Annotated in this window: 22 protein-coding genes and 2 pseudogenes; 6 read left to right on the forward strand and 18 right to left on the reverse strand. The window is 39.5% G+C overall.

Going from position 1 to position 22973, the window contains the following annotated elements; genetic code table 11:
- Window positions 1-2340: a type I restriction-modification system subunit M gene (locus C4F40_RS07125; protein ID WP_196938653.1), complete on the reverse strand. Its 2340-nt coding sequence runs from the start codon at window positions 2338-2340 to the stop codon at window positions 1-3.
- Window positions 2341-2742: 402 nt separating this feature from the next.
- On the opposite strand from C4F40_RS07125, the gene C4F40_RS07130 reads away from it, so the two are divergent.
- Window positions 2743-3801: a hypothetical protein gene (locus tag C4F40_RS07130; RefSeq protein WP_196938654.1), complete on the forward strand. Its 1059-nt coding sequence runs from the start codon at window positions 2743-2745 to the stop codon at window positions 3799-3801.
- 321 nt (window positions 3802-4122) lie between these two features.
- Here C4F40_RS07130 and C4F40_RS07135 read toward each other — a convergent pair whose 3' ends face one another.
- The 8 genes and pseudogenes from C4F40_RS07135 to C4F40_RS07170 form a co-directional block, all read right to left on the reverse strand.
- A complete protein-coding gene (locus C4F40_RS07135) occupies window positions 4123-4467 on the reverse strand; it encodes a hypothetical protein (RefSeq protein ID WP_196938655.1) in 345 nt (114 codons plus the stop codon).
- Window positions 4457-4651, reverse strand: a complete 195-nt coding sequence (locus C4F40_RS07140) for a hypothetical protein (RefSeq protein ID WP_196938656.1) — start codon at window positions 4649-4651, stop codon at window positions 4457-4459. The genes C4F40_RS07135 and C4F40_RS07140 overlap by 11 nt, the downstream gene beginning before the upstream one ends.
- A pseudogene (locus C4F40_RS07145) lies at window positions 4626-4760 on the reverse strand (hypothetical protein); the annotation flags it as partial. The pseudogene C4F40_RS07145 and the gene C4F40_RS07140, both read right to left, overlap by 26 nt.
- A 127-nt stretch (window positions 4761-4887) precedes the next feature.
- Complete coding sequence (locus C4F40_RS07150) at window positions 4888-5376, reverse strand: hypothetical protein (RefSeq protein ID WP_196938657.1); 489 nt, start codon at window positions 5374-5376, stop codon at window positions 4888-4890.
- 7 nt (window positions 5377-5383) lie between these two features.
- The gene (locus C4F40_RS07155; RefSeq protein WP_196938658.1) at window positions 5384-5566 is read right to left on the reverse strand and encodes a hypothetical protein; all 183 of its coding nucleotides are present in this window, start codon (window positions 5564-5566) and stop codon (window positions 5384-5386) included.
- A gap of 164 nt (window positions 5567-5730) precedes the next feature.
- Window positions 5731-6048: a hypothetical protein gene (locus C4F40_RS07160; protein ID WP_196938659.1), complete on the reverse strand. Its 318-nt coding sequence runs from the start codon at window positions 6046-6048 to the stop codon at window positions 5731-5733.
- A gap of 160 nt (window positions 6049-6208) precedes the next feature.
- Window positions 6209-6679, reverse strand: a complete 471-nt coding sequence (locus tag C4F40_RS07165) for a hypothetical protein (RefSeq protein WP_196938660.1) — start codon at window positions 6677-6679, stop codon at window positions 6209-6211.
- A gap of 477 nt (window positions 6680-7156) precedes the next feature.
- Window positions 7157-7645: a helix-turn-helix transcriptional regulator gene (locus tag C4F40_RS07170; RefSeq protein WP_196938661.1), complete on the reverse strand. Its 489-nt coding sequence runs from the start codon at window positions 7643-7645 to the stop codon at window positions 7157-7159.
- Window positions 7646-7849: 204 nt separating this feature from the next.
- Here C4F40_RS07170 and C4F40_RS07175 point away from each other — a divergent pair, with 204 nt between their 5' ends.
- The gene (locus tag C4F40_RS07175; protein ID WP_196938662.1) at window positions 7850-9118 is read left to right on the forward strand and encodes an ATP-binding protein; all 1269 of its coding nucleotides are present in this window, start codon (window positions 7850-7852) and stop codon (window positions 9116-9118) included.
- Window positions 9119-9246: 128 nt separating this feature from the next.
- Here the strand turns inward: C4F40_RS07175 and C4F40_RS07180 are convergent, their stop codons facing one another.
- A complete protein-coding gene (locus C4F40_RS07180) occupies window positions 9247-10071 on the reverse strand; it encodes a class I SAM-dependent methyltransferase (RefSeq protein WP_196938663.1) in 825 nt (274 codons plus the stop codon).
- Between the two features lie 281 nt (window positions 10072-10352).
- Between C4F40_RS07180 and C4F40_RS07185 the strand changes: the two genes are divergently transcribed.
- Window positions 10353-11750 (forward strand): Gfo/Idh/MocA family protein, encoded by a 1398-nt coding sequence (locus tag C4F40_RS07185; RefSeq protein WP_196938664.1) that lies wholly within the window; start codon window positions 10353-10355, stop codon window positions 11748-11750.
- A 333-nt stretch (window positions 11751-12083) separates the two neighbouring features.
- Here the strand turns inward: C4F40_RS07185 and C4F40_RS07190 are convergent, their stop codons facing one another.
- From C4F40_RS07190 to C4F40_RS07210, 5 genes and pseudogenes are all read right to left on the reverse strand, one after another.
- Window positions 12084-12875, reverse strand: coding sequence for a hypothetical protein (locus C4F40_RS07190; protein ID WP_196938665.1), 792 nt, complete (start codon window positions 12873-12875; stop codon window positions 12084-12086).
- Window positions 12862-13824 carry a hypothetical protein gene (locus C4F40_RS07195; RefSeq protein ID WP_196938666.1) on the reverse strand — a complete coding sequence of 321 codons (963 nt, stop codon included), beginning with the start codon at window positions 13822-13824 and terminating at the stop codon, window positions 12862-12864. The genes C4F40_RS07190 and C4F40_RS07195 overlap by 14 nt, the downstream gene beginning before the upstream one ends.
- 346 nt (window positions 13825-14170) lie before the next feature.
- The gene (locus C4F40_RS07200) at window positions 14171-14311 is read right to left on the reverse strand and encodes a hypothetical protein (RefSeq protein ID WP_196938667.1); all 141 of its coding nucleotides are present in this window, start codon (window positions 14309-14311) and stop codon (window positions 14171-14173) included.
- 209 nt (window positions 14312-14520) lie between these two features.
- Window positions 14521-14721 (reverse strand): annotated as a pseudogene (locus C4F40_RS21755) (hypothetical protein); the annotation flags it as partial.
- Between the two features lie 99 nt (window positions 14722-14820).
- Entirely contained in the window at window positions 14821-15057 is a 237-nt protein-coding gene (locus C4F40_RS07210; RefSeq protein WP_196938668.1) for an addiction module protein, read from the reverse strand.
- A 487-nt stretch (window positions 15058-15544) separates the two neighbouring features.
- Here C4F40_RS07210 and C4F40_RS07215 point away from each other — a divergent pair, with 487 nt between their 5' ends.
- Entirely contained in the window at window positions 15545-15973 is a 429-nt protein-coding gene (locus tag C4F40_RS07215; protein ID WP_196938669.1) for a nuclear transport factor 2 family protein, read from the forward strand.
- 548 nt (window positions 15974-16521) lie between these two features.
- Here the strand turns inward: C4F40_RS07215 and C4F40_RS07220 are convergent.
- Complete coding sequence (locus tag C4F40_RS07220) at window positions 16522-17436, reverse strand: Rpn family recombination-promoting nuclease/putative transposase (protein WP_196938670.1); 915 nt, start codon at window positions 17434-17436, stop codon at window positions 16522-16524.
- 545 nt (window positions 17437-17981) lie between these two features.
- Here C4F40_RS07220 and C4F40_RS07225 point away from each other — a divergent pair.
- Together C4F40_RS07225 and C4F40_RS07230 are read left to right on the forward strand one after the other, a co-directional pair.
- Window positions 17982-19064 (forward strand): M23 family metallopeptidase, encoded by a 1083-nt coding sequence (locus tag C4F40_RS07225; protein ID WP_196938671.1) that lies wholly within the window; start codon window positions 17982-17984, stop codon window positions 19062-19064.
- A 270-nt stretch (window positions 19065-19334) separates the two neighbouring features.
- The gene (locus C4F40_RS07230) at window positions 19335-20303 is read left to right on the forward strand and encodes an alpha/beta fold hydrolase (protein ID WP_196938672.1); all 969 of its coding nucleotides are present in this window, start codon (window positions 19335-19337) and stop codon (window positions 20301-20303) included.
- A 416-nt stretch (window positions 20304-20719) separates the two neighbouring features.
- Here the strand turns inward: C4F40_RS07230 and C4F40_RS07235 are convergent, their stop codons facing one another.
- Window positions 20720-21787, reverse strand: a complete 1068-nt coding sequence (locus C4F40_RS07235) for a pectate lyase family protein (RefSeq protein WP_196938673.1) — start codon at window positions 21785-21787, stop codon at window positions 20720-20722.
- Between the two features lie 223 nt (window positions 21788-22010).
- Window positions 22011-22925, reverse strand: coding sequence for a hypothetical protein (locus tag C4F40_RS07240; RefSeq protein ID WP_196938674.1), 915 nt, complete (start codon window positions 22923-22925; stop codon window positions 22011-22013).
- Window positions 22926-22973: the final 48 nt, after the last annotated feature.

Consider the following 22973-nt stretch of genomic DNA (forward strand, 5'->3'; position numbering starts at 1 on the left):
TTAAAAGTTTAAAATATCATTTAACAAGCCGTCTGCCTGCTCTTCTAGTGCTAAAAGGTCCGCTTTGACTTCTTCTAACGAACGTAGTGGTGTATGCTTGTAGAAGTACTTATTAAACGAAATCTCATACCCTATCTTCACAGAGTCTAAATTGATCCAAGCTTCCGAAACATGGGGCTGTACCTCACGCTCAAAGTACGCGATAATAGATTCATTTAACGGAATCTGCTCACTATCGCGCAGATCGCTTTCTGTTTCGTACAGGGTATATTCTCCTGCTTTGGCTGTCGGAAAATAGCCAAAGAGAGGGAATTGTTCTTCGGTACATCCAAGGTGTCTTATTAATTGCGCTGCCTTCTCACCTGATATCTTCTCCACTTTCTTTATCACCTTCTCTGCCTCGGCATCGTAAGTACTGATCGCTGCCAATATTGCTTTCTTATCTGCCGCGCCTAAGCGCAAGTCACGGCTCTTCGATATTTCATCCACTAATCCGGAAAAAGCATTAAAATCCATAAACACATCGTCGCCGATATGTGCCCATAGATTTAGTGCAGCGTCATGCAAAGCCTTGGGCTTCTGCCAGGTTGCTACTTCTACCAATTTGGCTACCTGCTTTTTGTTTAAGCCCCACTCTTCTTTCTCCGCGCGTTGTGTTATTTCATCAATTTTATTACCTAAGTCAACATACACCAAATCGCCATATGTTTCATAGAGTGCTGCCATTGGCACCCTAAGGGATCGATCAAAACGTAGCTCATCTAAAGCTGCCGCCGTGAACTGCGCTTTTAAGCGTTTTGGTCGCTCGATATTAACTTTAAAATAACCGAAATCTGCGTTTTTAAATTGCTTGATTTGTAGTGGACTTTCTTCTGAAGAATCTGCTTTATTATCGAGATAAGCTTGCACAATTTCTGCTACGTGCTCTGGTGCGAATTCAGAATTCTTATTTCCTAAATTTTTACGAAGCTTACGGTACAGGTTATTGGCATCTAGCAATTGTACCTGCCCTTTACGCGCAGAGGACTTATTGTTATTGAGCAACCAGATGTAGGTGGTGATACCTGTATTATAAAATAAATTATTTGGCATCTGCACAATGGCATCCAATAAATCGTTCTCTATAATATATCGGCGGATGTTGCTTTCGCCTGAACCGGCATCTCCTGTAAATAGCGACGAACCATTATGCACCGAAGCGATACGGCTACCGATCCGATTGGAGGTAGGTGCTTTCATCTTATCGACCATTTCCATCAAGAACAATAGCTGCCCATCGGAACTACGGGGTGTTGCATCTACGGTCTCCCGATTGCCCCAATAGTCTCTGAGCTTAATCTGGAAACGGCTGTCGATAACTTCCTTGCCATCCTTGATGTATTTTTGTTCGGAAGCCCACGATTTACCGTATGGCGGATTGGACAACATGAAATCGAATTTCGTATCGGCAAATTCGTTCGTTGACAAGGTCGAACCTACTCGGATATTCTCTGGATTTTTGCCCTTAATCATCATGTCGGACTTACAAATCGCATAAGTCTCGTCGTTGATCTCCTTTCCGTAGAGATAGACATCTCCTTGATACTTGAATGCGGGATCTTCTATCAAATAGTTTTCGCTTTCGGTAAGCATACCTCCACTTCCACACGCGGGGTCATAGATCGTAATGATATTAGGCAAATTTCCTTTTAATGGCTCAAATACCAAATGGGTCATCAACTGTATGACTTCACGTGGTGTAAAGTGCTCTCCGGCCTCCTCATTATTCTCTTCGTTAAACTTACGGATCAATTCTTCGAACACATAGCCCATACCGAGATTGGACAATGCAGGGAGCAATCGCCCTTCTGGATCATTCTTGACAAATGGAGTAAGGTTGATATAGGGTGAAGTGAATTTCTCCAGAACGTCTAACAAAACATCCTTAGTAGCCATATGGCGAACTTGTGCATGTAGATTAAACTTGGCTATAATTTCCTGTACATTGCTGGAAAAACCGTTTAGATATTCTTCAAAATTGGCAATTAGCTTTTGCTGTGAGTTGGTAGCTGTCCCTTTAAGCTTCTCCATGGTCCAAGGCGACGTATTGTAAAATACATAACCGGATGCAGCACGCAGACCATCTCCATCAAGCTCGACTTCTCCTAAATCTTCTCGCTGATAACGGACTTCTTCTAGTACAGCGTCCTTACTGACTTCTAGAAGCGAGTCGATACGGCGTAAAACAACAAAGGGTAATATGATATCGCGGTACTTGCCGCGGACGTATACGTCTCGTAGGCAATCGTCGGCAATAGACCAAATAAAACTAACTAACTTATTATGAGAATGGTGGGTCATAAATCAATTTGTGATAATAATAGAATACGTGGTAAACACATAGAATGCCCTAAAATACCAATTTTGAGGACAAAAACCGACTGAAATGTTTAAAATGTTTACTGAAATGTTTAAAATGTTTGGACTTAGGGCGCGATGGATGTGGGTGGAGTGGGTTATACATCTTAGAACGTGGGCGTAAAACATCAACTTGACAAGCTTGTCATTTTGGCAAGTTAGGATTGTTAAAGGTTCCCATCGGAATTGCAATTAATATCCGAACTTAAAAATACCCCATCTGGGGTATTGCATAATAAATACAATAGGAGTATTTTAGCGTCAGATACGATTATTCACTAGCCGCATCTATTTGATTATAAATTAATTTAATTCAACCATAATAACCTAATTAACAATATAATTATGAAAAATTTACTCTTTGCATTTTGCTCCTTCTTTGCCTTCCAAATTTCTTTTGGTCAAGATACCTTAGTTTTCGATTCTGAGCGGATTTCGAATCCAAGGTTTGACTCCCTCAACTACACTGTCGGAACGTATCATAAGATACTTCACTACAACGATCCCATTTTATACGTGGGCGTTCTTCCGTATTTTAAATCGGCTAAAACAAGATCGATGCCTCTGACCGATGGCGAAGGCAAAAACGGATATTTATTAGAAGGCAACCTGATTCACCGACTTCCTTTATATAAAGGTCATTACTACAGCCCTGAATGGGCTCGCAGAATGCGCCTAACCTTTGATGCAGGTTTTATGGTTCGGATGACAAGAGACAACTCTAGTCCTTTATTGCCTAGTAATAACAGATTTGGTTTAGGATTGGATTACCTCATAACCTCAGCTGAAAATCAAGATAATGCATTTAGGAATCTGCACGTATGGACATCTCTACAGGTACATCATTACTCCAATGGACAAAGCGACAATGGGTTCTACGAAAGCACATCTCCGCTTAGGAATAAATATAAAAACGGAGACTTTAGTACGAACTACGTCCGTCTTTCGCTCTTTGCTTCGAAAGAAATATTGAACAGAAGTTTGATTTCTGGTAGCCTAGGTTATCAACATGATATGGCTATGGGCGATCTATTTAAGTTAAGTCCTGAGTTGAAGAACTCCTATGGCCTAAATAGCTTGTTATTCTCTATGCAATGGCTTCGACGAGCTGAGTATAGCGTAAAAGACAGTCCCTCGACAAGGACGCGATATATTGGTCAAATACGTCAGCTAGCCTTCCGATCTGAAATGTCATACATCTTGGATTCTGATTTAGATTTATTTCCGGGGTCGAACAAATATCGTTTTGGCATACATAACTATCTTACTTATTACCCATGGGCTAAAGGCACCGTTGGCGTTATAGCCAAGCATTATTTCGGACGCGATTATTTAAATATTCGCTTTGACGACGTGGTAAATAGTTATCAACTTGGGCTGGTGGTTGATATAGGAAGACGATAATACCATGTAAATCCCTGTTCTATGCTTAACTAAGTTAAGCATATGAAGATTTATCCATATGCTTTTTATGCTCTGCCAGGGGATCTACCGTATTCCACCGGCGGATTTCAGTATTTTAGGACCTGGCCGCGTAATCGTACTGTCATCCAAGCTCGCCCTGGAGTTATTTACTTATTTTTCTTTGTTCCGTTATCAACAATCTTTTTATACTCCTCCAAAGTCGGTATATTACTATTTTTAAAGACTTCCTTAATTTCTTCACTCGCAAGTTCCTTGTTCAAATAATAAGCCTGTAACAAATGGTAAATTGCATCTTTTTTTCTAGTTTTCGTCCAAACTCAATTCAGCGCCATCTATTGTGGCTTCCGCAGTCATAATAATATATATATCGAAATGTGCATAGGAACAATTGTACTTTTTTGCCATAAAATATGCATAATAAAAAAATTCTTCCCAATTCTCTTCTGCAAAACGATGCTCCGAAGCTAACCTGTAGGCGTCACAATCTCCAATATTAATTGCGTTAGCTAGTTTTTCGTGCATGCCAGTATCCAACTCTTTTTGCCAATTGCTGACACGTTTGTTCTCATCTATTTTTTCCCTCCAAGAATTAATACAAGAAGAAAACAACAAACAAATAAATAAAACGAATATTCTATTTTTCATATTTCTTATCGCCAGTAAATGTTTTGGGCGCAATCCTGATAACTGGTCGCTTACTAATTTGCTTTCCTTCCCTAAACTTTATTCCCATCCCATCAGAAAAACTACCACCTCCTTCGTTTGTCCATGTGGTCTCACTTCCTGAAGATTTATTCCAAAGATCATTGATAAAGGATTGGGAAAGCATTCCAATCTGGATCTATAAAGTTGATCGGATTGTTATTGGTATACACGTACGGAGAAAATATCCTATATTTTTCCGCCTGTGGATCAATAACATTCCACCGTCCTATCTCCGCGTCGTAGAACTCGCGACATAATTACAACCGAAAGTAGGCATCTTCAGCTATATCGAAGACTGGTACAATAACAATAGGATACATTCTGCGTTAGGATTTATCCTCGGTCATCATCGCTTTCAAATTATGTTTTGTCTTTATATATACCCCAGTTATTATTAATTTTTAAAAATGTAATCTTTTCATTTCTAAAACTATTCATATTTCCGCATTTGTCAAAACGATAACTAATAACTTCTTCAACAGGAAATTTTTCAGACTTTATTTGAAAAGATATTTCATCAAATTTCCCGCAGTTGCCTTTCAAAGAAGTTGAACAAATAACCTTTGAGATTTTTAGCTTTTCCATTTTCTTTGAAATCGTTTCAAGATATCGAATATTACCGTTTTTACTATATTTCTGTTCTACTGTAAATACAATTATATTTTTATCGTTGTCAACATCTATAAGTTTAATATTATCAATTATCTCTTTTTTCAATAAATTAAAATCATATTCATTTCTTTCGAATTCACTTTTTAGTAGAGTTTCATTATTATTACATGAAACTATCATCGAAAAAAATAGCACGTTCAAAAAGGTATTCCTTAAAATCAAAAAATATTTCTTCATCGTTATTTTATAATTTATTCTTTCTTCCAAAGCTCTTGTTTTCAAAGTATTTTCCTTGTTTTAAAAGAATTTTTGCATGTTTACGTCCTACAGATATTGCTTGTTGCTCCCAAGGTTCATCATTTCTGTCACGAGTCCCGTTTTCAGCCAGCCAATTAGGATCAATTAATGCACCATGATAAACTCCCATCAGGATCAATATACCTTAGAGGATTCATACGCATAGCGATAAGGAGACCGTCGTCTGTTCTCGTCCGCCATCGGATCTACTACATTCCACCGTCCTATCTCCGTATCGTAAAAACGCACTTCGTAATCGTAATACTCTACACTTTTTTCATTTGCCTATCCAAATCACTCATAACGAAATGGATTAAATCTATTTGCTATATCAAATCTTGAAGGATATTCTGTTGGATCAATACCTTCTATCTCCATACTAGGAAGAAATTCTAGCAAAAGGTATTGATTAGGCAATACAAATATTGTTCTTACCGAGTATGCATCCGCCCTTTCAGACAATACCTCAACTTTCCTAAAACCTACGCCTAATTTCTTTTTTATCGTCTTGTATTTGTACGGATTGTTATTTATACTATCTTTTGTAATTACCTCTCCATCTACCTTCACTTCTGCATCAATACTATAACCGTCTGATGTTGGTGATGACATGCCCAGATATATGGTCGTCTCAGACTTTAGACCAAAGAGAAAAAAAGTTATCAGCGCCAGAACAGATATCCAAATTATAATTTTTCGTTTCATTGCTATTTATTTACTTGTGCCACAATCCTACATCATTTATATGACCATCATTGGTCACTCTCTAACATCAATCGTATTTAAAATGAATATGGAGGCTATCTAAAGAATTGCCATATACTTTATAAATGCTATCACGCACATGCTCGCTGTCAGGATCCCTCCTTGGCCAGAAGCTTAAAGCGTCGAGCATCTTCCTTCTCAGTTTGGTCTTATTATCAAAGAAAAAGAACAGTTGAAAACCTACATCATTTTTAGGAACACGGAAGGTAGTATCTTTTTCATTGACGCTAAGATGGATAACATTGTTTTCGTCCTTCGACAGCGCAAATTCCTTTATGAGAATATATGTATCAACTCTGTAGTTAGCTATCATGGTGTCCACTAATATTCCCCCATTCAGATAAATCTGCACTTTACTACTATCAATATTCTCAGTACGCGCTCCGTTGTAATAAATTTTGCTGGCCATTTTACCGTTATCACATGAGACGATACCCCCTAAAATGACACTTAAGAAAAATCCAATGTATATATTCATCGCACTCTGGTTTATTTTTTATAGGCAAAACTAAGCTCGGCAATCAGATTTTCTACCGCCTGATAGGTTTCGCTTCGACACCTTGCTCAATTCCTTTCAATAATCCTCGATTCCTAGCCTTCTCCAATTCTATTTTTATTCATTCAGTTTATAAAACGTTACGGGTTTATTTGCCATATCTTCTCAACTGGTAAATGACCAACATAGATATAGTAAAATACAGAATCATTTACTTGCGTTTAAATCTTCAAAATCGGCTTTGATAAATTCCCAATACTTACCTTTAAAACAGATCGGGTCAAAATCGTTATCGGCTTCTTCGAAATTAGTAAGGTTTGTTAGAATTAAATTTCGGTCATGCGAATATGGGTAACGCTGTTCATGAAGAAGTAACATCTCGTTTATAGAATAGTGATGTAATAGCTCATGAATATCCCAAAAATCTTTTTTCCGACCATATGGTAATGCAACATAAATTTATCTTTTTTGTAATGTCATTGGCTCTATCTTATGATCAGCTAAAACCTGCTTTACTTTTTCCGACCCATAAAATCGTGTAATTTCATCTTTTTCAGATTGGTTTCCTCGTTCAAAAACACGTTTTATAACTGCTTTATATTGATTTTCCCAATCAATCTTATCGATATCAGTATCCCAAAAAAGAGCTTTCCTCAGTAAGCTAAGATCAGGAATCTGGTTTTTAAAAGTATTACCTTTGACTTTCTCAATATCATGATAGGTCTGCAACAACGCAAATGTCCCCTCTTCAACTCCTAGGGCTTTATCTACTTTTAAAGACAAAGGGACAGAAATACCTCTCTTGCCTCTGATGATTGCATTAAAAACCTGTCTGTGCGTATCTATTGACAAGGCAAAGGGACTCGGTTTAATTGCCCGCTTTTTTAACTCCCGTTCCAGAATCAGACCGGGATGGATTCCTTTGAACCGTTCAAAACTTCTTTCCATAACACAAATGTAATCAATTTTGATTACAAATAATAGCTATCCTTCAAAAAGCTGCCCTTTGAAATTGAGATATAATACTTGCTAACATCACACATAATAGGGCAAAATTTCAAACAAATAAAAGAACAAAAAAACTATTTTTTTTAGCAATTTCAAAAGTTTAGTAAAAGGATTTTTGTTAGATTTGCTAGAGAGATCCCATTTATGAAGAATAGTACAAAGATAACGAATGCGAGTATAGAGTCGGCTGGCTTACCGAAGGATGCAAAACAGGTCATTGCTGAATATATATGGAATGGATTTGACGCTAAAGCTTCAACAGTATCTATGGATATCAGTAGCAATCAACTGGGCTATATAGAGCGTATCCGTATCTCGGACAATGGTGAAGGTATTGCTCCTGATACCCTAAATTATTCTTTTGGCAACTTTCTAGACTCTTTAAAAAAAGAGCAGCCGAAACGCACGTCGTATACTCGTGGCAAGAAAGGAAAAGGACGTTTTTCTTTCTCACTATTTGCAACACGTGCTACTTGGCATACCGTGGTCGCTATAAGTGATCAGTTGATGGGATATAAACTCCTGATCGATAGGGATACAAAAGAAGAATACGAAAACTCAGAACCACAACCTACTACTGCGTCGAGTACGGGTACCATGGTGGTACTGGAAGGGGTATTTGGTGTGAATGCCGCGACATTGCAGTCTGAAGAATTTGTAGATTTTTTGGCGCAGGAGTTTGGTTGGTTCTTGCATCTCAACAAGGATGCAGGATACAGTATCCAGATCAATGGAAAAGCTATCTCTTACCAACAGCTGATTCAGGAGACGGACGAGACTTCGTTTACGATATACAGTCCCGAAGAGAACTCTTTTGTGTTTAAGGTGAATTATATCCGGTGGCAATATCCTATTGGAGATCGCTACTACTATTATTTTTTAAACAGCCATAAAGTGGAGGTGGCCAAGCAGTTGAGTAGCTTCAATAACAATGCGATTGAATTCCATCATTCGGTGTATGTGAAATCAGCTTTTTTTAACGGGTTTGACCTGTCAGACATGACATTGTCGACTGAAGGAAACTTATTCAGTGAAAAGGAACAGCAGATAGTTTACCGCAAATTATTGTTGGAACTGCGTGAGATGCTTGAGCGTAAACAAAAGAAATACGTGCGCGAACAAGCGGTGGGTGTTAAGCTACAGGAACTGCTACAAAAGAATCTACTTCCACACTACAGTTCTTCTGCTAGCGATCAGAATCGTAAAAATACATTATTGCAACTGATACAGGAACTATATATTGCTGACCCACGAGCGTTTGTGGGTATCAAAGTAGATTTGATCAGAACGTATCTCGGATTCTTGGACTTGTTGCTACAAACTGATCGCAAAACGGAAATATTACCTATCGTAGAGCAAGCCATCCCGCTATCCGACAGAGAACGTGAACGGATCCGGAAGATTTTGGGTTAGATTAAAGCATTTACGTAATTCCCAATGATAAAACTGCTGCGTTGCAGTTTTGAAAAAAGCCCATTCTCTTGCACAGATCGCTGGTTTCTCCGTACAGAATTATTAAAAGTCGAATATTGTGGTAGAAATCATATTCCGTCTACGGCTATCATCATGTGGGGACTAAATGGTAGTAAATAACCATCATTTTCTGTAAGGTGAAGTAGTTCTATCAATGTATCTCTTTTTTTATCATCTGCCATATGCGCAAAAAAATTACTGTCCAGCCAGGTCATACCCTCTACCGCATAAATATTTAAGCAGGTCAACTCCTGCTCGATAAATTCCTGTTTAAGCTGCTCAGGTCTATGATAGAATGCTTCCGCCAATAGCCACGGAAAGCCATCAGCCGGATTGTGCCTGCCTGTTGTTAATTCTTCTTTACACATTTCAAAGAAAGATTTTTTATGGATCAAGCCATTTAGGAGCCCGACTAAAGTGGAGGCTGTGTAGTTTATTGCAAATCCGAGGATGATCCCGTTGGTCTTTACTACACGTCTAGCTTCAGCAATAGTTTTAGCTCTATCTGCTTTCTTCTGAAGATGATAAAGAGGCCCATGAAGTATTACTAGGTCTGCATGATTATCTGGGAACGGCATTTTTTTTGACTCCCCCTGCTGTACAGTATATTTATTTTTCAATTTATTCGCTCTTTGAATGGCTTGATCTACATGTTTTTGAACGGGCTCTATCAGATGAACTCGGTGTCCTTTCAATGACAGCCATTCCGAATACTTTCCGGTACCACCACCTACATCAATTATCGTTATGGAGGGGGAAGAGATGTATTTTTCAATGAGTGATTTTATCCTTTCAAATTCAAATATACCCATGCCCTTATCAAGCCGGGTTTCTTCAGAGGCTCTTTCGTAGAATATCTCTATGTCTCTACTGATTAGCTGCTTACTTTTCATTACATTTTCTTATTAGATACATATCTGACATATGAAATATATGACATGATGATGTATCGCTGATTCTAAAATCAATGATTACTAATTATTAAATAAAATGCTTGTGTATAACTATCTGTGCATTAAAATTGGAAGATTCCTATGCATTCTTAACTCTCGGAAGAGTCCGTCTCTCTTGTCAAGACGCAGATAATATGTTAGACGTAGTAAAACAGACTGCAAACATAAGAATTTTTTAGTAATTTGTGAGTTAATTATAAACTAATCAAATAAGGAGAGATATGACAAATTTTTCGCGAAGAGACTTCCTTTATGCTTTGGGTGTATTGGCAGCGGGAACAACAGTTCACATGCCATCAAAGGCGTTTGGGTTAACAAGGAAATTGCGCGTGACGCTGGTGGGCACTGGTGTTCGCGGAATATCATTTTGGGGACGCAGACTGGTAGAGCAGTATCCAGACTTGCTTGAATTCGTAGGACTTAGTGATATCAATCCCGGTAGATTGGAGTTTGCAAGAGAATACATGAAGGTGGACTGTCCGGTGTTCTTGGATTTTGATGAAATGCTCAATCAGGTAAAACCGGATCTGATCATTGTATGCACCAAAGACTCATCCCATCACACATTTATTATCAACGGACTGAAGGCTGGATGTGATGTCCTGACCGAAAAGCCATTAACGACCGATGAGGTCAAAGCCCAAGCAATACTGGATGCCGAACGTCGATCTGGGAAAAACCTGATTGTCGGTTTCAACTATCGATGGAGCCCGTACATGACCAAAATCAAAGAATTGCTGCAAAACGGTGAAATCGGAGAGGTTACTTCCGTGGATTTCAACTGGTACCTCAACGTGCATCATGGGGCATCGTATTTCCGACGTTGGCATGGATTGATGAAGGATGGCGGATCACTATGGATACATAAAGCTACCCATCATTTTGATCTGCTCAATTGGTGGTTGGATTCGGATCCGGAAGAGGTTTTCGCTTATGGTGCACTGGAACATTATGGAAGCAGTGGCCCTTTTCGCGGTACGAACTGCCGTAGTTGTGATCATAAAACCGAATGCCAATATTATTGGGACATCACCAAAGACAAGCACGCCATGCAGCTATATGTCGCCAATGAAGAGCATGATGGTTATTGGCGCGATGGATGTGTATATCGACATGAAATAGACATCTACGATAAGATGTCAGCACAAATCAAATATGCAAATAACACCATCGTCAATTATTCGTTGACGACGTATTCTCCATTTGAAGGCTGGCGAATTGCATTCAATGGACAACATGGCCGTATAGAAGCCTGGCTGGATATTCCATGGATGAAAAATGAACAGCTAGATCAGGAGAGCCTGCACGCGGCAGAAATGGAGCAAGCAACGCGCGATGATATGATCCATGAGCCGCTAGTGCTTTATAAGAATTGGAATGAATATAAAATCATCCAAGTCGGAAGCGAACGGAGCGGACACGGCGGAGGAGACAGGAGGTTGCATGACAAGTTATTCAAAAACCCGGAATCGGCCGACCCGTACAAGCATTCGGCAGGCATACGTGATGGTGTAATGTCGGTTCTGGTAGGCGTAGCCGCAAGGAAGAGCATTACTACAAACGCACCAGTAAAAATCGCAACGCTTACCGACCTGGTGCCCATGGTGAAGCGGGAATAGCACCCTTTTCATGACCAGACGACATATTCTTGCAGTTATTACCGAAAGTGAGCAAAGTTATCTGTTTAGGAAAGCAATTGGATGGATAATATAGTTCATTGGAGCCTGAGGTAAAAGACGGAGATTTTGCTGACGAGGTACTTAATGTGCCATTTCTTTTGGCAACAAATTTTGCTCTCCCAAGACTTGTGGTAGATGATTGAGTACGTAGGCAATATCAAAACTATATTTATCTCCATCGTGACTCATTATCGTAAATACCATCATTTTCGACCAACTTTGGATATTAATAAAAATCTGATCGGTTGTCGTGTAGTGAATTGGGTAACCTACTTACTGATTTCTACTTCTATAAACCCGGTCCTTTAACTTTTTGATATGATTACTGTCACTCACCATTGGGAAATATGCGCTATTATACTTATTGCGGTAGCTCGTGAAATAAAAAGAGTCTGCTAGGCGCTCCGGATCATCACCAGGGGTGGCAAATACCAGTGCTGGGTTTACCATCCGTTTAAAAATGACTGGATTTGAAAATATGGTATCTAACCTAACTGTTAGATTATTGTTATTCTTTTTGGCAAAGGAATTAGAGGTCAGGCTTTCTAATTTAACAGATGAGCTATCTGTGAGAAACTCGACCGCCCAGGTCTGCCGATTTTCCGGTGTAGTAGAATTGAATACAATATCTCCCTGCTTGTGTAGTTCGCCTTCTCTGATCTGCAATATTTCTCTTACATTAATAAGGTTGCGAGTTAGGTGCACACTATCGTTAAAATTAGGATCAGTTCGTCGCACTAACCTGATGCCTGGTGAAGTAAACCTGTGATAGTAATGGATCGGAGTACAATGAAAGACCTTTCTTGGCCACGTCTGTCCTTTCGCTACGAACAGATAATGAACACCTAGCGTAATCATACTATCGACTAATGATGTTGTATAGCTGATTTCGCCCGGAGAATTTAGAAGGGTGTCATACTTGGCATATACATCGAACGACGCCAATTGAAATGAATCCAGACGCGTGGTCTTAGGCAATGCAGGCACATAATGGGTGGACCTACAAGAGGATACGAAGGACAGGCCTACGAGAACCAAAACAAAAAGAGAATTAATGGTCTTCATGCTGTAAGTGATTAGAAATAAATACCTGAGATTGTACGTATATTGATAACCTTAACTTTGAGTTGTCGATATGAAAGGGCATATTTCTCATATAGTGGATAGCTTTTTGCCCCTGTATAAGTTTCAGATTTGGATTGGTAAGTTTTAGGTTTATATTTCCCATCTGATTATGACCCACCGTAAAACGCCAGTAATCTTCATTGTATCGTATCTCTGACAGGTCCTTGTAATCCACGTAATTGTCTCCAATTTTCTTCGCGGCTTCGTATGCAAGATGGGTATAGCCGGTAAAACGATTGTATGCAAGGGCAAAGTGATCAACCACTCGATGTCCACTTCGATGCCATGCCACCATCGCACTGCTGGTATACCAGCGATCGTACCCATCGATAAGAAATGTAGGCATCACACCGTCGTTCTGATAAAAAATATGTACTTCCCGAATCTTAAGATTGAAAGTGCCTACCCGTTGAAATCTATTCCTGTCACCGGGATTTAACATTAAAATACCTTGGGTACCGAGCGAAATAGAGGAGTAATACGGGTTTTTGATTGCCGGCATACTTAAGTCGGCAAACGCATAAAAGGGCTGACTATATTCTGGCTGGCGATGACGAGATGTCTTCGTATCGTCGTGATATAATGAGACAGGGATCTGTAGGCTACCGAAAAATTGGTGGGACATTTTTTTATCGGCCGTTGAGAAGGTATTCCACTTGAAAGAGTATTGTACCTGTGGAGTTACGCCGAGCCACTTTCCTTGATAAAGATACCCTGCATTAATATTGGCTTCGATAAAAGGTAAGAATTTTTTGACACCGCTGAGATGTAATCCAACGGTGATATTACTTCCCAAACCGTAGGAATTGGCTCCGTTGACGGAATACAATTGTGCATACACCAACGTATTGACACACAATAGGATTGCACAAAACAATATTGATTTCATAATGGGTTAATAACTTGTAATAAAGATATAAAACATCTATTAATTTGTTACCAAAAGATTTTACTTTTTTATTTCAAGCCATAATTGCTTCGTGCGTACAGCGTAACGGCCAAACGAATTCGTCTTAATTATATCTTATCATTTTTCCACTGTAGCTTTGAACTTTGCGGTAAATCAGGGGTTGTACACTCGATCAAGCCGTCACCAAGCAATGGGTTAATTATATTGTTCACTTGTCCAGAGATGCTCCGTTGGTTTAATGCTACAGAAATATCTTTTCTAGATCGTGTTTTTTCTAATACAATATGTAGCCCGCTGCTATACAATGTGGTTCATCCAGCTCTTGTCACAGCTCCTGCTGTAGCTCCTGCTGTAACTCCTGCTGCCACTCTTGCTGTGTTGAAATACCCGTACAAAGTAACCCGGTTGTCGTACTACACAGTGCCGATCCGGAGGTAATTTTATAACCACCTATACAGACTTTCAAAAGTTCTGTGCATTTTTTTCATAGTTCTGTACAACTTTATGATAACGCGGCACAAAGTTTTCAACTTTCTGTACGGCGGATCGTTAGTTCTGTACAGGGAAATGACAAATCTGTACGGGGAAATGGCAGTTTTGCACGATAAACTTAAAGAGCTAATTACGAGGTTAAACCAGCTAAGTAAGGCGATTACAACTTACGCATTTCATAATTTATCTTTTATACTTTTTATTTGGCTTCCTACTTGTTTGAAATATAGACACCACTAAAATTTCCTTTTTCTTGGGGTAAATTTTATAAACAATCAAAAATGGAAAAACCTCTGTAATTGCTTCTCGGTAATTTTTTAGTTTTTCAGGAAATTGTAACGGATTGTTGGCAACATGTATAAAAACAGCATCAATAGCTTGGGAAAATCGTTCTCCTAATCCTTTAGACCTTCTTCATACCAAAGATAGGAGCTTAGGTACTCTTTCTCAGCCGCTCTATGTAAAATAACACGATAGGACATGTCATTTATTCAAAGCCACAGCCTTAGCTTTAACTTCTTCCCAAGTAGAGGCTGTGACTTCTCTGCGCTCATATTCCTCCACCCTACGATCTAACTCTGCCATAAACTGAGCGTCATCCCATGGATTATCTTTCGCAGCAATCTCTTCCTCAACCATCGTATAGATAGCTTTGACCTTTTTTTCCTCCGCAAACCGGATATAATCGTATAATTTCTCTCTAATTACGTTGGTACGCATGATGATCACTCCTTTTTATCTAATACACGAATATACGATTTTTGAACGTAATCCACAAATCGTGGTATGTCGGAAATGCCGACATAATTATGAGCCAATTGATAACTAAGACTGCTTCGTCATACTTCCTCGCAGTGACGAAGGATTACCTCCTGCTCGCGACGAGAACGATAACGTCTCTTATACACATTTGAATCTAGTGATGTAATCATAGCCGCTTTCGCTTCTTTAAGACATGAAAGGCTTAGTAGATGCTGCCGTATATTTTCACCGATTCCTTTTCGGGATTCACCGAATAATTGGAGGTGCTGGTCTAATCGCCATTCCTTAATGGGGACTTCTGCCCTACTTTTGAACCATACAATACGACATAACAACTTTTAAAACATAAAAAAAATGAAATATCCATGTAGCACAGGCTGCACAAATACCCATGAATTCTGTTTGGATATTCCATATGGCAATTAAAAAAACAATTTATATACATATGAAAACAACTATCATCACCTCCATCGCAACAGCTCTTATCTTATTTGCTTCTTCTATGGCATTCGCTACTGAGAAAAACAGTCCTACGAAAAACATGAATGCTATGCGTACCATCGCTACGTATCTAGATGCTACCGCGTTAGGCAATGCACAATTTAACGAGCAATTATTTGCTACCGATTTCGAATACTGCAACACAGCAAGCGACAATAAATACGGCAAAAAGGCGTACACGAAATTCTTAAAAGAAAACAAAGGATTGCAGTACAACTGCAAAACGACTTACGAAATACTGGATGAAAGCGGAAACTCTTGCGTAGCGAAAGCTACAATGGAATTCCAAAATTTCACCCGTGTCGACCACATTACACTGAGCAGCACCAAAAATGGCTGGCAGGTAAGCAAAGTGGTAACGACATACCCCTAAAACTGGGTATTTTTGTTTCAACTTAGGCCTGCAGGAGTGCAGGCCATTTGTGTTTAAATTAACCTTGCCCTTTTTATTAGTCTTAGCACTTTGCGTTTGACGTTGCGATTACCATCTTTTTGAACTGTCACGGAATCCTTGACAGTTCAAAAAGGTTCTAGTCATCTTTCATTAAGATGCTTAGTGGTTAGTGCATTTTTTGCAACAACCACTCCTTTTTATAATTCACGAGCATCAAAAATATCTTTAAATGTCTTCATATACCAAGCGCCTAATACGGACGTTGAAATTATAGGGATCTTTATTCACCCCAAGAGCAGTCTACTTCGAAATCGGGAGGAATATTTACTCTCCACTGATCAAATCATACGGACTTTGAGTTCTTGTATAATAGCCCGCCCCTCTAGGGTGGCTAAGAAATCTTGGGGGAAATTATTTTTAAAAGCGCGCAGCAACATTGAAAAATGCTCACTATCTTCTTTAAAGTAAACTTTAAGATCCGGATTGACTATTTGATTGCATATCTCATTATTTAAAGCAGGAAATATCTATTTGTTGTCCTTGACTAACTCATTACGCACCTTCTCGACAAAATCAAGGGATACTTCAACAAAATCTGCAATAGATGCATCAGACCAATCATGTTGGACAATAAGTTTTTTTACAATCTCATAATTTTTAGTCCCCATTCCTTGTTCAATTCCTTGTTCCAATCCTTCCTTACGAGCTCTTTCTTGTTCAATGATAGCCGTTTCCCGGATTGATTCCGCGTCCCATTTACGTTTTAAACTCACATCGTACATAGCCTTTTCCTCCTTGCTTAATTTACTATATTCAGCTATACTGAATAATTTTTCAAAAATAGGCTTACGCAGATAGCGGGGTAATTTATCCATCACGGACATATTCTTCAATACATATAACCATCTATCCAAATCGTTGGACAACTCTGCTTCACCTTTGGTAAAGTTAATCAATTCTAAGTAAATAAAACCAAGATCTTCGTAAAAAACTTCACCTGTCTCCCTGTTACACAAGCAAATATCGTGCATAAAATCTTTAGAACCATTGCCTCCCGGAATACGAAATCCATCCATCAGTACGATAACATACACCTCGCTGATAGCATAATTCCACTGTTTTCGATTTCCTTTAGGAGCCTGATCGGCGATCAATTTACTTCCGTAATACAGCAAGCGTCTTTTGAGATTAATCTGGGAGCTACGCTGGACTTCGATTATAAATTTTTCTCCATTTGTAGCTGTACAAGTCAGGTCAAAGATTACGCCTCCTGTGTCTTCAGTGTCTCCGACATGTTCATTCCTATTGTAAACAATATCTTCGATATCTTTACGTCCAAGAAATACACCATTGAGAAAAGCTATCAATAGGTCTCTATGCGGCTCCATTCCGAATATCCGTTTAAAACCAAAATCGGTGGTTGGGTCTATATATCTATGCATAAATATTTTGGATATAACTAGTTATTACTGTCAAAAGTACAAAATACCGATCATTAAAACTAATTTTTTTAGTAAAAAACTAACGATTACTGACCGCTTTAATTGCTTACAATTTCAGCGCTATATATACTGTCTATCTATACACGATAATTATCATTATTGTACGTGGTGAGCTAAACTAAATTGTTTGCAATAAAACCTATTAAGCGTTTCATTGTAAAATTCCCGAACAACAATTGTGAGGTATCAACGTTTAAAAAATTAGAAACTATGAATTTAATTGAGCAATTTCCAGTTTAATTAGGCAATTCTCCCCGGTGACAAAACTGCTATAGTCTACCATAGGAGGTTTATGGATCAGCACTCGGCTTTAGATTAAAAAACATCTGGCAAATGGAAAAAATGCTGCTGGGTAAAGAAAGGTTAGCAAGTAAAAAAGTCTCTCATTTTTACTTGCGGTTGCAGTTCCGATAAATTGGTCCAAATCAAAGATCTCACCGACAGGTCTCAAACCTTATGCTATTTCATTTGTTGATAAGTTGCTTATGAAGCATTGGCCCATATACATCATACTGCTCCTCCTAATTAGTGCCTGTACGCATATACGAACGTTGTTACAGCATACCGAGCGTGGCAAATACGAGAGCAGCTTCCCAAGGAATGACAGTCTCTTTGGGCTGTGGAAGGCTTCGCACGAGAGGGCGATGGCTGATCCCCTGCAAATCGAACTCCCTTATCTCGCTACTATACAAATCGGGCACCCTGATGCCTCTGCCATCGTATACGCCGTCTCCGTCAAACAGGGCCAACAACTGGTGGCTGAACTGAAAAGGCCTTCGGACGGGGTAGGCTTCTTATTGGAATTTTTTAACTCAAACACGACCCCGTCGAAAAAGCTGCTGGCAGAGCTATCTAGCGCATCAAGCACGGTTGAATGGTCGGCTCATGATGACGATAGTGTTCGAATCAGTCTTCAACCTTTGCTAAATGATTCGGCAGTGTACCATGTAAAGATCTACACGCAACCTGCTTATCATTTTCCGGTTATCGGTAAGGATAATGGCGCAATCCAGAGTTTTTGGGGAGCGGATCGAGATGGTGGTGCACGTCGCCACGAGGGTATAGATATCTTTGCTGCACGAGGCACTCCTGTACTGGCGGTCTCCGACGGACGGATCGACTTTGCTGGAGAAAGGGGAACCCTTGGTGGGAAACAGATATGGCTAAGCGAAAACAAACTGGGTTTCCGTGTATACTACGCTCATCTTGATAGTACGGCTGTCCACAGCGGCAGACAGGTGTTACGTGGAGATACCGTGGGATTCGTAGGCAATACGGGAAATGCCGCAGGTGGGCCTCCACATTTGCATTTCGGCGTATACGGACGCGGTGGTGCGGTAGACCCACTCAACTTCGTTAAAAAATTTGCTATTCCCACCGACTGGGAATATGACACATTACAGCCGAAAGCCTTGACAGAACGTATGCTATTACGTGCTGGGCCCGGCACTTCTTACCCTACTCGCTTACAGCTCGACAAAGGCGAACCTGTTAAACTGTTGGCTCAAACGGGCAAATGGCTGCATGTGGTAGCCAGGGATACGATAGCGGGATTTGTGAGGAGATAGTACTCCACCACATTACATCTGCCGACCTCCGGATCATAGGTATCTTGTCCCGCAATCGTACTTTCACTCCAGTGTATACAAACTTCCCCTTGAATGCATACCTCCCCTAAGCTCATCCTGAAGTTCCTACCATTAAAAGCACCGGCAACATTTGCTCCGCGGAGTATCCCTTACCGGAATTCGATAGATGTACGAATACCATCGTGCCACTGACATATGGCTGTCACTTGGCGGGCATAAGTTTGCATCATTAATTAAATCTTCTAAAGAATGAAAATGACAAACGAAATTAATTCTATGCTTGACGCAAGCAATTTTTACCAACCTGCTCTTATTTCAGTAAACGGTGTGATACTGGAAGTATTTGAAGCGGGTAAACAAAATGCTGGAAAACCTATTGTACTCTGTCACGGCTTTCCAGAACATGCTTTTTCTTGGCGTCATCAGGTGCCTCCACTTGTTGCAGCTGGCTATCATGTCATCATTCCAAATCAGAGAGGGTATGGCAACTCATCCAGTCCGACCGAAGTAACTGATTATGACATTGAACACTTGACGGGTGACCTCGTTGCACTACTCGAGTACTTTGGATATGAAGATGCTACTTTTGTTGGTCACGATTGGGGTGCAAATGTAGTATGGAGTTTGGCACTATTGCATCCTGAACGGGTAAATAAAATAATAAACTTGGCTTTGCCTTATCAAGAGCGTGGAGAAAGACCATGGATTGAGTTTATGGAAGCAATATTTGGAGGAGACTTCTATTTTGTTCACTTCAATCGACAACTAGGGGTAGCTGATGCTATAATGAATGAAAACGCATACCGGTTCCTCCGTAACATATTCCGCAAAAACGTACCTCCCATACCACCGGAACCTGGAATGCTAATGATAAATCTCGCAAGAGCAGAAAAACCACTTGGGGAACCATTAATGGAAGATAACGAACTGTCTGTATTTGTTTCTACCTTTGAGGCATCTGGGTTTACAGGAAGTATAAATTGGTATAGAAATCTTGATCGAAACTGGCACTTAATGGCGGACATAACCCCAATCATTCATCAGCCGACTCTTATGATATACGGTGAACAGGACACGATCCCAAAATCTGGAAATCTAAAAAATATCGTTCCTAATCTGGATATTATTAGTCTGGAGTGTGGTCATTGGATTCAACAGGAAAAACCAGAGGAAACTACCCAATCGATTTTAAAATGGCTAGAACAACAAAATGTTTAATAGGGAAATAGGTCTCTAGATGGGAGTCTTTTACGACTTTAAATGATCTCCACAGTGTAGAGACAATCACTTTAAATTCCGTTGAAAGCAGTTGGTCGGATATTCCGACCAACTGAAATTCTGAAAACCATAATATGCGGTGAGTGCTTACATAAGGCCGACATGATACAAAGTAAACTCTATATCAAGTAAGACAATTAACCTCGCAGGATAACTTAGCATAGGTAGATAAGACTGCTTCGTCATACTTCCTCGCAGTGACGAAGGGAATACTTCCTGCTCATGACGAGAACGATAACTTCCCTTGTACACATTTGAATTTAGTGATGCAACGATAGCGTGATCTTTTGCGTCTTTAAGACATGAAAGGCTTAGTAGATGCTTCCGTATATTTTTCACCGATTCCTTTTCGGGATTCACCGAATAATTGGAGGTGCTGGTCTAATCGCCATTGAAGCGGTTTGTTCATGAATAGACATGGCAGGCCAGGCACTATCCAGCTTAATCTTCTCTAGAGGTATATTTGTCTGGATACCACCATTCCAGTTATCACGCGTTACCGTCTCATTTCCTGCTATTTCATTGCCAGCTATATACCACTTTCCATGATCGTCATCATTTCGTTGTGAGGGGTTGGCGATACGGTAAGCTACTTCTCCAGGCTGGGTTGCGGGTCCTGGTTTATAATAGTTATTAACTATATTAAAGAATGCGATATTTAACTTATCGTTACCGACCTGTTCTTTCTCGCCACCATAACAGCTATTGTACCCCCAATTGTAAATGACATTATTTCGGTAATCGGTATAGCCTGCGCCCGATGCCATCCGTGGATTGCGACTGGTGTGATGGGCCAGTAGGTTGTGATGATAGGTGCTGTGGTTTGACCCCCATATACCGCCGAAGCCATGTGTACCTTTAACGTGATTTGACGCGTACAAGCTTTCGGCAACGATACACCACTGTACCGTAATGCTATCGCAATGATAAATGGACATTGTTTCATCGATACTCCAACTGGCAGATACATGATCGAGTATGATGTTCTTGGTGTACCTGCTCGACACCGCATCGTAATCTATTCCGGACACGTCGCCGGGTCTTACACGAATATATCTGATTATTACGTGATCAGCATCAATGCTCAAGGGATAGTTCTTGAGGCAGATACCATCACCTGGGGCAGTCTGTCCCGCGATGGTGATATATGGATTTTTTATCTTTATCGGACTTTCGAGTTCAATGTTGCCAGAGACTCTGAAAACCAAGGTTCGAGGACCCTCCGCATCTACGGCCATCCGAAAACTTCCTTCACCACGGTCATTGAGGTTCGTCACTTCATAAACGGCTCCGCCTCGGCCTCCTTTCGTATATTTTCCATAACCTTCGGCTGTTGGAAATGCAAGCTGTTGAGAATGGACCGCTGAGGTAAATATAATCTGAAGCACTAGAATCGGGAGTGTTAGTAGTAATATCTTTTTCATAATTTCTTGCTGTCGCTTTCGTTATATTCAGTTCGTAGATGTTTAAATAATTGATGACGTAAAGATATAAAACCGCGTTACGCTGTGCAACACCAAAAATTGCTGGTAGGTAAGCAAAATGAACAACTTATGACACAATTAAATCATAATGGACAAGGGTAAATTTATGCTGCTCGATTTAATTTGCATTAATTTCACGCTTTTTTTTGTATGCTATGGAATTTTAACCATCGTAATCTCCACAACTGGCTTTCTGAAATTTGTCAGGCTGGAAAGTGTAAAAGCTCTTCAGATCATTACCTACATAATTATTAGGAAACTTACCTTTCAATACTTTCATGTGGTAGATTTTCCCATTTTCTATTTTTTGAAAACTAAGTTCTAAATCCCGGCTTGAAACAACCATTTTATCGTCATCAACTTCTAATTTATCAACCTCAATATGGTATTTATTTTTTATATCTTTAAAAGGTATCTCTTTATCACAGTAATTAAAAATTATCAATTCTTTAGTATCTTTATTTAAATATATCGACGGGGAATTACAGTTACAGATAGTTGAAAAATCCATTCCGTATTTTTTGTAAATATCAGGTTCTTGTGAATTTACAACTGATAGTCCCGTAAGCCGCATATTAAACAAAGGCATAAAATTTTGTCCAAGCGTATGGATTTTCTCTGCTGATTCGATTGCTTCTTTTAAAATAAAAGTAAAGAAATATCCATCGCGAGAGACAACTACATATTTGTCGTCTATCAACGTCAGTTTTTCAAATGGAAAATTGGCGTTGGTTGTAATTATTTTAATGCTATTATCATTTTTCAGATTTAAATTTTCTTTTATACAATTCCATTTCTCCGGTTCAAAAGCTGAAAATGCGTCAGACTTTATTCCATTCCTTTTATCAATTTTTATAACTTTATCAGCATATAAATCATCTGCCTCTTGCTGTGAAAAATATCCTATTTCACTATTACAAAATCCGAAACTTTTATAAAATCCAAAGCTGTTGTGCCGGTTTTCGACTGTGTTAGTATGCTCGGGCTTCTTTCCGTGAGATGGCCTGGTACTTTGTTGGCATGAAAGCGACAGAAATACCAATAAAGAAATTGAAAAGTACTTAATTTGTTGACTCATAAATATTACTTTTAATTCAACTTCCTTTTCTAAATATCACAACTCTTG

This window comes from Sphingobacterium pedocola, assembly GCF_015209965.1.
GTDB classification, from domain to species: Bacteria; Bacteroidota; Bacteroidia; order Sphingobacteriales; family Sphingobacteriaceae; genus Sphingobacterium; species Sphingobacterium pedocola.